This window comes from Psychrosphaera saromensis (assembly GCF_002954545.1).
Taxonomy (GTDB): Bacteria; Pseudomonadota; Gammaproteobacteria; order Enterobacterales; family Alteromonadaceae; genus Psychrosphaera; species Psychrosphaera saromensis.
In genome coordinates this window covers 194,995-208,230 of sequence record NZ_MSCH01000003.1, presented here as the reverse complement: position 1 = coordinate 208,230, position 13,236 = coordinate 194,995, and the positions used below count along the sequence as shown (strand labels likewise).

Genomic DNA, 13,236 nt, shown 5'->3' with positions numbered 1-13,236 from the left:
TGTGATTGATTAATGTGGGTAATGAGGTAAAAATAAGGCATACTCATTTGACTCAGGCTTGACGATATAACGACGGGGAGATAAAGAGAAAATTGAATAAAATCAAACTTAGCCAAGATGAAAACCTTTCCATAAAAGTCAGTTACCAATTATTGCCGAGTGATAAGCAGCGGGTCGACCTATATTTCTCTTTACCCGATGAAATGGGGATTAGCCCTAAAACCTTAACTGAAGAAAATTACTTCCATAATAGTATTCAGAACAACAGCGCCTACTATTCAGATCAATTGCATCTACCTTTAGTGCGCAGTCGTTTTATTAGTCAACAAAAAGGTGAACAAACCGATTATCGTTTAAACCTTAATTTGTTTTCCTATCAAATTCGTCTTGCTTTAGACACCGACATAAAACAAACGCTCAAGCTAACTGAGAGCGAAGAATTCTATCCGCAAGCCATCATACTGGCAGAGCAAATTTCGGGTTTACTGAAAAAACTAAGACGCTACGCACCACCAGATAAAAAACTTAGAGCTTATTTTGAAAATGCCGACAACTATCTTAGTTGGCAAGTTGAGCAGTCATTTTTAAAACTGTTATCCAGAGCACCCAAAAGTAGTGACTTTACCAGCGAGAGAAACTTCTTGTTGACCTTATGCCGCAGTGAAAGCGAATACAGAAACGATAACCAATACAATACACAAGTCACACTCGGCGATCCTAATCGCATCACCAATAAAATGCGCTTACTGCAAAGATTAATTGAATATGGTGTGGTGTTTAAAAAAGAAGTTAAAAACCTCAATAGAAACTTAAATCGTATAGTCCGTGGCACTGTAACCGCTGTAATTATGGCTTTTGTTATGTTGTTGGTACTAAATGCCCGAACTAACTTTACCGAAGTAACCGTTGCCTTGGTGGGTATGTTAGGGATTATTTATGGATTACGTGAAATATTTAAAGAAGATCTTACCCGTATGATTTGGCGGCGTATTCAAAAAGGCCTACCCAAATGGAAGATCATTTATAGTCACAGTGTTAATAAAAGCAGAATAGCGGGGCAAGCAATTTGGCTGGAATATATTCGTAATAAAGATTTGCCCAAACACGTAGACGAGCTGTTTCAAACACGCCGACAACAAAATAAACAAGCCGCGCAATTATTACATTTTCGTAGTGATACTCGTGTATCGGCCAAAAGCTTTTTACCCGGTTACGACGAAATTCAACAACGTATTACATTTAATTTAACACCTTTTATTCGCTTCTTAAAAAAAGGCGAAGGGCGTTTATATTCACTTGAAGGTAGTAAAATAACCAAACAAGCGGTTGAACGACGTTACCAGATTAATGTCGTGTTAGTACATACAAATAAGCAACATCAACAGCATACTCAGCGCTATAAAATCACGCTAAACCGCTCGACTATTATAAACGTAGAGGCAATCAGCTCAGATACTGATTCTTAGTTCTTGGTGGAGCATGAAAGTTATAGAGGGGAGTTGCTGAAACAAAAAAGCGAACTTAGAAAGTTCGCTTTTTTGTAATAGAATACGAGTTTTATTAAATTTAAAACTCACCTTCATTTGGTCTTTTACCAAAAACTACAGTGCCATCTTCAGTTTCTATCCAAACTTTAATTTGTCGATTTTGAACCGAATATTTTGCAAGGTATTTCTCGTTAGCTTTAAATTCAAACTGGCTAACTTTAAAGTCAGCATATCTATCATCAAAGCTCCAATGAAGTGTAAAATTTCTTTTACCTGGTGCTAATTTCCACGAACTTTTATAGTCATTGAAGAATTTAAAGCCTTCATCTGTGAACATTAACGAAAGTGAAGGTTTACTTGTGCCTAAAAAGTAATACTGTCTTTCGCCTTCAGCACATATAATCTCGGCTAAGTTTTCATCACCTTGCTTAGCTGATTGATTATAAGTAGGGCTAACATCAAGTGGGATAACCCCTTTGTGTTGTGGGAGTGAAGCACAGCCCGTTAGAATTACTGCCATGATAATAAGGATTATCTTTTTCATTTTATTCCTTTTTTTATATAAATATTTTTTGCTAGGCTGATAATACGCAACAGTAATGAACTCATCAATAGTTACTTTTTAATGTTGAGAACTTTAATTGTTAGCTAAAACTAATTCGAACAAAAACTTAATTATTTTCTTTGGCGTTAATCTCATTTGCAGTTTCCGTTTTAAAGAATAAGCCAAACGGATTGCCTAACTTTTTACGGCGTTGATATAAAACGCCAATAGTTAAAAATAAGGCTAATAATTCAGAGCTCGGGCCTGCTAACCAAATACCTGTTTCGGCAAACAAGATTGGCAGTATAAAAATCAACGGCAGGGTGAATAAATACACTTTTGCCAAACGTAAAATAGCGGCTCTTTTTGCATCGCCCATGGCTTGGAATACAACACCAATCATCATTAACGGACCTAATAAAAATAAAGCCGACGACATAATAGGTAAAATACGCGCCACTTCTGTCGTCACATTTATATCGTTAACAAACACACCGCCCAATTGGTTTTTAAGTAGCAAAACAAACAACTGGCAAAATACACAATAAATAAAAGCGATGATGATGGCGATTTTAATCGCGCTGTTCGATCTTAACCATTCTTTTGCGCCAATGTTATTGCCTAAAATGGTTTGAAACGCCATGCTCAATCCCAACAAAGGCAGAAAAATAAACGTCATAATTCGGGTGATAATGCCATAAGCCGCCACAATCATGCTGTAGTTTTCATTACTCCAAATTTGTAAGTTATATAAAATAAAAGCAGAAGAGAGCGCAACACCTACATAAGATAAACTCGTTGGTGCGCCTAACGCTAAAAAGTCTGACCATAATTTACGGTTTGTAGTAAAGCGCACAATAGACACTTTTAAAGCGGTTTTACTGTAACGGCGAAATAAGTACACAGCTAACAGGGATAAGGTTTGCGCTAACAAAGTGCCATAAACAGAACCAACTACGCCCCAGCCAAGCATCGCAATAAAAATGTAGTTAAATACAATGTTAAAGAATACCGATAACAAAGGCACAACTGCCATAAAAGCCATTTGTCCTTCACAACGTAAACTGTCGCTATTAATGGTGAGAATAAACAACAGTGGCGAGAAAAATATCATTAAAGACAAATAATCGTAACTCATGCTAGATAGGCTTGCTGAGCCATTATTAACAAACAATACCAATTGTTCACCGCCGACTAAAAACAGTAAAATCAGCACCATGCAAACAAACATAGACAGGGTCATCGCCTGTCCGTAAGCCGAGATCGCTTCATCTTTTTTATTGGCGCCCAACAGCCTTGCCATCACACTTGAAAAGCCCGCAGACACCCAGCTTGATAACGCCACCAATAACATAAAAGCAGGGAATACAGAGGTAACGGCCGCAAGTGCATGTGCTCCAACATACTCGCCAAGAAAATAAGCGTCTACCAATGAAAATGAACCATTGACCAACATCATTAAAATAATAGGTGCGGCGGTTTTCATAAACACAGACGGTAACGAACCGACAAGAAACATATTGTTAGAAGAAGTCGTCATATTTTAAACATTCCTAATTGGATAAAGCTCATTAATAAAAGCTTGCGAATAAAAGTCAGTAAGCAAAAACTATATAATTGGTAAATATATATCAGTGATCACTTCATGTTCAGGCACGTCGTGAACAAAATTAACATAATGAAAAAACACAGGGAAATCTCGACATTGTTCACCACTTGTTGGCAACCATTGTTGATATAAATAATAAACACCTTTTTTTAAGTCATCACGATTACCAATATCACGAACAACGGCACAACGTCCTGCTGGAATGATTTGATTTACCACACCAAATTCATTTTCTGGAATGTCTGCCTTGACCGCGCCACAAAGATCAAAATGAAAATCTTCTGCTTTTACCACGTTCGGATCAGAATAAGGAATGCCGTAAGTATTGCTGGTTTTTATTGGTGACAACTTGCTGGCTTTACGCCAAGCAATAAACTTCATAGATGTTTGGTAGTGCAGTTTTGGATCTCCACGATGCGCCAGCGCCGCTACTTTCTGTTGTTGAAAATTAACAACCTTTACATCCATTGTATGATCCGTTTTTTCAGGTAACGCTAGGGTCAACGTATCTGTTTTATCATGCCAGTTAAGCCATTGAGGAGACTTTCTAAACTCAGAAGGGCTTTGTCCAAACTCGCGCTTAAAGGCTCTTGAAAATGCCTCGGCACTTTCAAACCCAGCTTCAAAAGCAATGTCGATAATTTTAATGTCAGCTTTAAATACCAAGCGATATGAAGCCCGTTTTAGTCTGGATATTTGAATATACTTAATTAAGTTAAGCCCAGTGAAAGCTGAAAAAACACGATGAAAGTGATATTTAGAAAACCCCGACACCGCACTTAACCTATCTAAGGTTAAGTCATCATCAAGGTTCTGATTAATGTAATCACAAACCCTAACGATACTCTGTTGATATTTATCCATTTACTATATTCATTTTTCAGTTTAGTGATTCTTTAAGTAATGTAATGCTCAAGTTTACACGCATAAATCATTCAGTCTTGATTGAAATTGCGGTGAGTTTCATATTACTTAAATAGTGATAGTTTTTAAAAATGTTGGGCGATTGAAACTTAACATAAGCTGATTTAGATGAAAGATTAAAATTAGAGTACAGTATGTATATTATGAAATGATATTAAAGGCTTAAAAATGCAAGTAGGTGAACAAACAGAAAATAGGTTTTTTAGTTTGCTTGGAGAAGCCTTACGATTGTTATATGAAGCTGAAAGAACCGAAGAAACTTTTTTACAAAACTGCTTAGTTACATCCTCTATTCTGACTATTACATATAGTTTAGAGGCTGCTGCTAATTGTATACTTGAAGCTTTAGAGGAACCTGTAAATGAAAGGCAATATGATACTTTAAAAAAATTTGAGTTGGTATTAAATAAAAACACAGGTAAAAGTTTAGATAAGTCATGTAAAGAATATCAAGGCATTAAAAATTTAATTAAACTACGAAATGACAGCGTACATCCTAAGGTTTCCTCGAAGAAAATTCAGTATAAATCACAAAAATTAGAAGGTGAGTTATCTTGGCTTCACAAATCAATAGAAAAAAAGAAATTGAAGAAACAGAACGTACAAAATATGACATATGAGCGAGGACGTTGGTCTATTAGTGAAGCTGAATTAGCGATAAACGCCGTAGTCGATTTCTTAAATATTTACGTTTGTGATTGGTGGGAATTAGATCAAGATTATCGAGATTATATATTTTTACCCTTAACTAATATTGCATATAACGATGACCCAAGAATGTATGACTGTGATACTTTGAGAATGCTCGAAATATTTAAAGACAGAATACAATTAAAGATTGTAAATTTACCATCACTTCCCTCAAGCTTATCTAACTTTTAATTGTTGACTGTATATAATAACGATACATCATTTTTCGCTTACAGCTTACAGCTTACAGCTTACAGCTTACAGCTTACAGCTTACAGCTTACAGCTTACAGCTTATTCCAGTCTAAAGCTCATGCGTTTAGGATAATGCGGTGGTTTACCTTGTTTGGAACTTGATACGGACTCAAATAAATGAAACTCAGTGAAGTTTAATTCAAGCTTTGGTGGTTCAAACATGATAGGAACTGCTTCTGCGTGTTTACGATTTAGTGTTATATGCGGACGGTATATTTCATGTGGACTAGGCAATGCTAATTTTCCATTAACCCCCAAACATTGCTTGGCTAGCTGTTGTAAACTTGGCGTTAACTCCACACCCAAATACAATATTTTAGGTTTACTAAATACACCAAGCTCATTGGTTATTGTGTTAACTCTTTGGGTTGAAATTGCATCTAATAACGTTTCCAACTGCTCAAGTTTATTCTGAGTAACTTGCCCCAAAAACGACAAGGTAATGTGAAAATTCTCAACTGGAACTGGCTTGTCTGTCGCTGCAAATATTTGCTTGTCACGCCAATGAGCAATAGCCAACTTGTCAGTACTAGATAAATCTAAACCAATAAAATAACGCGAGTGATTTTTTTGCATTTTGTTGACCTTGTGTTTTTAGGGCTTTACCATTTCAAGCATTCAAGCATTCAAGCATTCAAGCATTCAAGCATTCAAGCATTCAAGCATTCAAGCATTCAAGCATTCAAGCATTCAAGCATTAATAGGTAGTTTTGCTACTGCAATATGAGTAATATTGTATAAAGCCTATAATAAAATCTATTAAGATTATGCATGCCACAAAAAATATCATCTTTTCATTTTTGTACTTCTACGCTTCCTACTGAACATAAAAAAGTGGCGTGGCGAGATGTTATGCATCCATTTTATCAAACATCAAATCTTACACCAGAGCAAGCTAAAGGCGCTAACGTTGAAGATGCTAATGTTGAGGATGCTACCTTTGAAGCTAAAGTAAGTGGTTATTTTTTTAAAAACTTCCTATGTATTAACGCAGGAGCCACTCCGCAAAAATATTACAGTAATACAGAGCGAGCGCTTAAATCTGGCTATGATGGCGTAATTGTTAAATTAATATTAGATGGATATTGTGATTTCTCTGGTGACGGTAGTAGCATTCGTAATGGTGCTGGAGGGATAACTATCCTTGATATGTCACGGGAGGTCACTGGCATTACCCCTATAATTGATACTATAAGTCTTGTTATACCAAGAGATGTTATAAGCAAATATGGTATAAACATAGAGGGATTACATCTACAAACGTTAGACCAAGCAAGTGTGATGACTCGCCTATTAGTAAATCATCTGAGGATGTTAAGACAAGAAGCACAATATATTACTCAGAATGAAATTTTAGACGTTTCTAAATTGACCATTGAATTGGTTATATCAGCCTTACAAAATCATATCAAAACAGCTGTTCTTACTCCTCCTAGATCAGATAATTATCTATTATTTAAAATTAAAGAATATATCTGTGCAAATATCCAAAGTGTTGATTTTAATGTGGCTGATATTTGCACAAAATATAATATTTCTAGAGCAAAACTGTATCGTATAACAGAGGCTTTAGGCGGCGTTGCAAATTTTATTAGGAAGCAAAGATTACATCATGCGTATCACTTACTGTGCAGTAACGAAGAAACAAAACCACAAATATCGACTATTGCCTTTCAGTCAGGGTTTAAATCTTTATCTAATTTTAGCTTGTTATTTAAAGAAGAGTTTGGGATATCACCTTCAGAATCTATCCAGCTAACTAATACCTACAAAATGGTTGATTTGAATGATCCCAATGAACAACCTACAGCTAATTCTCTGTTAATAAGTGCATGGTTAAATCGAGTTTTATTGCAAAAATAGACCTGCATGAGACAAATACGATAAAGATTGAGACATTTAAGCAAACATTCCTCACCTCTGCATATATCGACACATCTGTTTTTTCTTTACCATTGCTACCAAGGTAATTTAATTTGCTACGTGCATTTTGCCACGTGTACTTTGCTACTTGCATTTGTCACGTGCAATACCGTGCAATATTGTTCAGTTAATATTCTTGTTATTTTAAATGTCATTTTATAAGTATGAAACACCCACGATGTTTATAAAAAAGAGACTGTTATAAGAGCTAGCACAAAAGCTTAGCCATAAATCCACTATCCCAAAAGGTAGGTACACACATGTTTAACCTGACACATAATTCAAAAAAGAAGTGGTTAGTTTCTTTTGCACTTATTACGAGTGTTGGCGTTATTGCCGCAAGCGTTACTTTCTCTGAAGGCTTTTCAAGTGACGCTTCAATTGACACTTCAAAAACTACGGCAAATTTATCTACTGCAAAGCAAGCCTTATATTTGGCTGGACCAAGGCAACAAGAACAAGGTCTACTTGACGGAAATACACTAGGATTTGACTCGAATAGTAGTGATTCGGATGCTACTACAAGTATCACCGTTGCGGATGTGGACGGAGATGGTGACCTTGACCTTGTGGCTGGTAATAATGGTCAAACCAATAAGTTATATCTTTATAACCCTGGTAATAATAGTTTTGCAGCAGGTACAAATATAGGCAGTGAGACGGATGTTACCTATCATGTCGTTTTAGCCGATGTTAATAAAGATGGCTACCTTGACCTTGTGGTTAGTAATTCGGGTGAAACCAATAAGTTGTATCTTTATGATAGTAGCGCCAGCAGTTTTGCAGCAACAGGCTCAGATATTGGCAATGAGACCGATGAAACATGGGAACTTGCTTTAGGGGATGTGGATAGTGATGGTGACCTTGATGTAGTAACCGCAAATAAAGGTAAAACCAATAAGTTATACCTTAATAATGGAGTGGGCGGTTTTACCGTAGGCACAAATATAGGAAGTGAAACCGATAGCAGCCAAACTATCTCATTAGGGGATGTGGATAGTGATGGCGACCTTGATGTCGTGGTCGGAAATAAAGATCAAGCCAATAAGTTATACCTCAATGATGGAAGTGGTAGTTTTTCAACAACAGGTACTGCTATAGACAGTGATGCAAATGATACCGTCTCTGTCTCCTTAGGGGATTTAGATAGTGATGGCGATCTTGATTTACTGGTTAGTAATTATGATGCAACCCATAAGTTACACCTTAACAACGGGAACGGTAGTTTTACGGCAACAGCCACCGCCATTGGCAGTGGTACCGATAAAACCTATTTGGGCGTCTTAGCAGATGTAGATATTGATGGTGATCTTGACTTAATGACAGCTAATGATAGTCAAACCAATACATTATACCTTAATGATGGTAGCGGCGTTTTTGCAACAGGCACAGCCGTAGGCAGTAATACGGATGACACTCGTAGTCTAGCGCTTGGTGATGTGGACCATGATGGCGACATTGACCTTATGACAGGCGATTATAATCAAACCAATAAGCTTTATCGGAATGAAAGTGATCGTGGCCTTACATCAAGAGGGATCAGCTTTGGTACTGATACAGATTCTAACATTAGTGCTGCTTCGGGAGACATAAATAACGATGGATATGTTGATATAATCGTTTCTAGTTATTACAAACGCAGAATCTACTTTGGTAATGAAAATGGCACTTTTGCAGAAACAGGTACGATTATAGACACTACCGAGGAAGAGAGTATTTCTATTGTATTGGCTGATGTGGATGGCGATGCAAATCTTGATATAATTATTGGCAATAAAAATGAAACCAATAAGCTCTTCATTAATGATGGTAATGGCGGTTTTCCTGCAGTACCTACAAACATTAGTAGTGATATAGATGCAACTTTGTCTATCGCTTTGGCTGATTTGGACAACGATGGCGACTTGGACATAGTGGCAGCTAACGTTAATGAAACCAATAAAGCATACTTCAATGACGGTAGTGGTGGTTTTTCCAATACCGGAGTTAACATTAGTAATGACACAGATATTTCTGTTCATGTTGCGCTAGTAGATGTAAATGTGGATGGTTTTATAGATGTGGTTATAGCGAATAATTCTGAAACAAACAAACTCTATATTAATGATGGCAGTGGTGGCTTTTCTGCTACAGCTACTAGCATTGGAACTGAGACAGATGCTACTGGACGCGTTGTCTTTGCCGACATGGATAATGATGGTGATTTAGACCTTGTGACAGCGGAGGATAGATCAACAAATAAACTTTATCTTAATAATGGTACTGGTGAATTCCCTACGACAGGTACCAGCATTGGTAATGATACAGCTCCAACTCTTGGGCTTAAGTTGTTCGATATAGACAATGATGGTGATATAGATGTGATGACCGCTGATCCAGGTGAACCCAATAAAATTTACCTTAATGACGGCAGTGCTAATTTTCCTACCACAGGTACAGCTATTAATATTGACACTTATGGTGAAGAGATCGAACTTACCAATGCAATAACGTTTGCTGATGTTGATAATGATGGCGATTTTGATGTTTTTATGGCGAATAAAGATAATAGCAGCACCAACAGACTTTACCTTACCCATACGCGTGGTACTTTTGAGTCGAGAGGTACTGATATAAGCACCCAGGAGGATTATTCCACTGCACTTGCCTATGGTGATGTTAATAAAGATGGCTATTTAGATCTAGTGGTAGGTAATACTAATAATACCAATAAACTTTACCTCAATGACGGAAGTGGTAACTTTCCTGAAACTGGTACCAGCATTGGTAGTGAAACTGATAATACTAATGCGATTGCCTTAGCCGATATCGACAAAGATGGTGATATAGATGTGATAGCCGGCAATGCTTTTGGAGAAGCTTCTAAAGTGTATCTTAATGATGGTACTGGTGGCTTTTCAGCTACAGGCATCAACATTGGCGATGATACGGATGACACCAGTAGTATTGCGGTAGGTGATGTCGATAAGGACGGGGATATAGATATAGTGCTTGGTAACCTTGATCTCACTGTAAGCAATCAGCTATATCGTAATGACGGCAGTGGCGGCTTTCCTACAAGAGGTCGTGACATTGGTGGTGATTACGAGGCTACTTATGCAATCGTCTTAGAGGACATCAATAATGATGGGTACCTAGATGTCGTGGCAGGTAATAGCAAGGATGCGACTAATAAAACTTACATGAATGATGGTACTGGAGATTGGCCTATAATAGGCACGCCTATTAATACAAATAAAGATGATACCGCTTCTCTTGCTTTTCTCGATGTCGATTCTGATGGCGATCTGGATATGGTTGAAGGTAATTATTTGGATGTGAATAAGCTTTACTTGAATGCTGGGAATGGCACTTTTGCGGCGGGTACAAATATCGGTACTGAACTGGACGAGACCCGTACAGTGGTTTTCATGGATGTGGATAATGATGGCGATAAAGATTTAGTTGTAAGCAATGCTAATCAGACTAATAAAATCTACTTAAATGACGGCAGTGGCGCGTTTTCAACCACAGGCATTGACATAGGTGATGAGACAGATGCGACTAGGGCACTAGCCTTATTTGACGTTGATAACGATGGGGATGTAGACCTTGTCGCAGGCAATAATGGACAAAGTAATAAGCTGTATAAACAAGCTTACTACAACACTCATGCTAATCAAGTCTACTCAAATAAAGTGAATGGCACTTTGGTTGATGTTATCAGTGTTACGCTAACCGCCACAGCAACAACCAATACCGCTACCACCCGCAATACGTCTATCGATTATTATGTAAGCAATAATGGTGGTGACAAATGGTACAGCGTAAAATCAGGCACTGAGTTTACCTTCCCAGAAACTGGCACTGACGATATACGCTGGCGTGCACAATTGAATTCACTGTCACCGGTTATTAGTCCGGTACTGTCAAAAGTTGAAATGTTACATATCGTATTTCCTGAAATTACAGGTGTTATTTACGATATTTTAAATGGCAAATTAACAGTAACTGGCATTAATTTTTCTGATAAAACTGGTGCAACTAATGATATTGACGTTTCAATGTTTACCTTTACAGGTGAAGCGAGTGACAGTTATACATTAACTGATTCGGTCGATGTTGATATAGCCAGCTCAACAGAATTTACGTTAACCTTAAGTGAAACTGACAAAGCGGAAGTAAATGCGTTAATCAATAAAAACGGCACTACCTCAATGGATGGTACTGTCTATAATTTAGCGGCTGCAGAAGATTGGAATGCAGGGGCTAAAACTAGTTTAACCATTGCTGATAGCACCATAACAATCACAGCAAGTAATCTTAATGGATCATCAACACCTAGTGTTAATGGATCATCAACATCTAGTGTTGCAAATTTAACGGTTAGTGCAGTAGCCACAACACCAAATAACACATCGTATGACATATCTTATGAAATCACGCTTACCAATAGTGGTGACGAGGCGGCTGAGAATGTACAAATAACCACGACGATACCAGAAGGTGTTGTATTGAGCGTTGTACCAGATAACTGTGAACTAGTGGGTACTTTATTAACCTGTACGATTGCAAGTGTTGAAGCAGGGGAGACGGTTACCATTACGTTAGCTTTAGTTGGCAGTGCAAATGTTAATGGTGCAATAGTGACTAGCATTGTAGGTGCTGACGCAAGCAGCGAAGCCAGTAGTGCAAGTACAACATTTAATTCTGTGTTTAAAGAAGTGACAGTAAAAGCAAAAAGCAGTGGCGGCAGTATGCCAATCATGGGCTTATTTGGTTGTTTGATATTGTTACTAATACGCAAAGTTAAGCTTACGTCTATATCTACAGCGACACCGACACCGATAAAAAAGCTAATGGCGGCATTCTTGGTGTTATTTGCCACTGGCGTTCAAGCAGCAGAGACTCAATCACAAAGCTTTAAAATGAGTGATTTGACGATTGATTTAAGCTTGGGCACTGCAAGTAGTGAAGTAAGCAATAAAAGCGCAGAGCAAGGTTTAGCTAATAATAGCCAAGAGCAAAATGGCATATCAACGGACGGCAGTCGTTTTGGATATCACGCCGAGATTGGGTATCAAATTTATAGTGACTGGCGTGTACTCGCTGGTTATATGGACTTGGGACCAGCAACGTTAACCTTTAATGGCGTAACGTCTTCAGTAGAAGATTTGGTTGATGCGTTATCTGAGCTTGATATGGTCAGCGGCAAAGGCTTAACGGCGAGTGTTGAATACACTTATCAATACAAAGGTGCCAATAACTATAACTTAGAGAATTGGTACTTAGCTCCACAAGTTGGTCTGTTTTCATGGAATGGTGAAATTGGCGTAGACGTAGGTGATGAATCACATACATTTAAAGAAAGCGATATCTCATTATTATATGGATTAACGCTAGGCTACCAATTGAATAACAAAGCTAGCTTGGGACTTAGATGGTTAAAGACCAGTGTAGAGCGAGATGTAAACACAGTGATGTTGAGTGTTTCGTATCGTCTTTAGATTTACTGGATTGTTAATTAAACAACTGAGTTATTAATTAACAGGGTAAAAAACAAAATAAACACACAAGCAAACGGCGTTTAAGGTAACTTAAATGCCGTTTTTTTATTTATAAATACGTTTATTATTAGGACATAGGTTTGAGGAAAAACTATAAAACCTAATGATCTGCTTTATTGAGATGCAGAGGGAATTCAGTTGTTATCGTTTTTAATATAAAAATGAGTTTATTACGCTTGAATTCAAGGTATGGTAAAGTTGCATTCTTTTTAAGGGCTCTTAATAAAAAAGCGCTTTTTGTAAAAGCTATTCATATAAA

At 37.4% G+C, this 13,236-nt stretch carries 8 protein-coding genes; 4 read left to right on the top strand and 4 right to left on the bottom strand.

Going from position 1 to position 13,236, the window contains the following annotated elements; translation table 11 throughout:
• The first annotated feature begins 92 nt into the window (after window positions 1-92).
• Complete coding sequence (locus tag BTO11_RS00910) at window positions 93-1,466, top strand: hypothetical protein (protein WP_105050814.1); 1,374 nt, start codon at window positions 93-95, stop codon at window positions 1,464-1,466.
• A 100-nt stretch (window positions 1,467-1,566) separates the two neighbouring features.
• Here the strand turns inward: BTO11_RS00910 and BTO11_RS00905 are convergent, their stop codons facing one another.
• The 3 genes from BTO11_RS00905 to BTO11_RS00895 all read right to left on the bottom strand — a co-directional run bounded on the left by BTO11_RS00905 (window position 1,567) and on the right by BTO11_RS00895 (window position 4,504).
• Complete coding sequence (locus BTO11_RS00905) at window positions 1,567-2,031, bottom strand: hypothetical protein (RefSeq protein ID WP_105050813.1); 465 nt, start codon at window positions 2,029-2,031, stop codon at window positions 1,567-1,569.
• 127 nt (window positions 2,032-2,158) lie between these two features.
• Window positions 2,159-3,571, bottom strand: a complete 1,413-nt coding sequence (locus tag BTO11_RS00900; RefSeq protein WP_105050812.1) for an MATE family efflux transporter — start codon at window positions 3,569-3,571, stop codon at window positions 2,159-2,161.
• A 69-nt stretch (window positions 3,572-3,640) separates the two neighbouring features.
• Window positions 3,641-4,504 (bottom strand): AraC family transcriptional regulator, encoded by an 864-nt coding sequence (locus BTO11_RS00895; protein WP_105050811.1) that lies wholly within the window; start codon window positions 4,502-4,504, stop codon window positions 3,641-3,643.
• A gap of 228 nt (window positions 4,505-4,732) precedes the next feature.
• Between BTO11_RS00895 and BTO11_RS00890 the strand changes: the two genes are divergently transcribed.
• A complete protein-coding gene (locus tag BTO11_RS00890; protein ID WP_105050810.1) occupies window positions 4,733-5,446 on the top strand; it encodes a hypothetical protein in 714 nt (237 codons plus the stop codon).
• A gap of 101 nt (window positions 5,447-5,547) precedes the next feature.
• Here the strand turns inward: BTO11_RS00890 and thpR are convergent, their stop codons facing one another.
• Entirely contained in the window at window positions 5,548-6,084 is a 537-nt protein-coding gene (thpR, locus tag BTO11_RS00885) for an RNA 2',3'-cyclic phosphodiesterase (RefSeq protein WP_105050809.1), read from the bottom strand.
• A gap of 195 nt (window positions 6,085-6,279) precedes the next feature.
• Here thpR and BTO11_RS00880 point away from each other — a divergent pair, with 195 nt between their 5' ends.
• Together BTO11_RS00880 and BTO11_RS00875 are read left to right on the top strand one after the other, a co-directional pair.
• Window positions 6,280-7,371, top strand: coding sequence for a helix-turn-helix domain-containing protein (locus BTO11_RS00880; RefSeq protein WP_105050808.1), 1,092 nt, complete (start codon window positions 6,280-6,282; stop codon window positions 7,369-7,371).
• A 320-nt stretch (window positions 7,372-7,691) separates the two neighbouring features.
• Window positions 7,692-12,917, top strand: a complete 5,226-nt coding sequence (locus BTO11_RS00875; protein ID WP_105050807.1) for an FG-GAP-like repeat-containing protein — start codon at window positions 7,692-7,694, stop codon at window positions 12,915-12,917.
• Window positions 12,918-13,236: the final 319 nt, after the last annotated feature.

Coding starts and splice junctions, on each gene's coding strand:
- BTO11_RS00895 (WP_105050811.1), bottom strand. CDS start 4,504: ATGGATAAATATCAACAGAGTATCGTTAGGGTTTGTGATTACATTAAT.
- thpR (WP_105050809.1), bottom strand. CDS start 6,084: ATGCAAAAAAATCACTCGCGTTATTTTATTGGTTTAGATTTATCTAGT.
- BTO11_RS00905 (WP_105050813.1), bottom strand. CDS start 2,031: ATGAAAAAGATAATCCTTATTATCATGGCAGTAATTCTAACGGGCTGT.
- BTO11_RS00890 (WP_105050810.1), top strand. CDS start 4,733: ATGCAAGTAGGTGAACAAACAGAAAATAGGTTTTTTAGTTTGCTTGGA.
- BTO11_RS00880 (WP_105050808.1), top strand. CDS start 6,280: ATGCCACAAAAAATATCATCTTTTCATTTTTGTACTTCTACGCTTCCT.
- BTO11_RS00875 (WP_105050807.1), top strand. CDS start 7,692: ATGTTTAACCTGACACATAATTCAAAAAAGAAGTGGTTAGTTTCTTTT.
- BTO11_RS00900 (WP_105050812.1), bottom strand. CDS start 3,571: ATGACGACTTCTTCTAACAATATGTTTCTTGTCGGTTCGTTACCGTCT.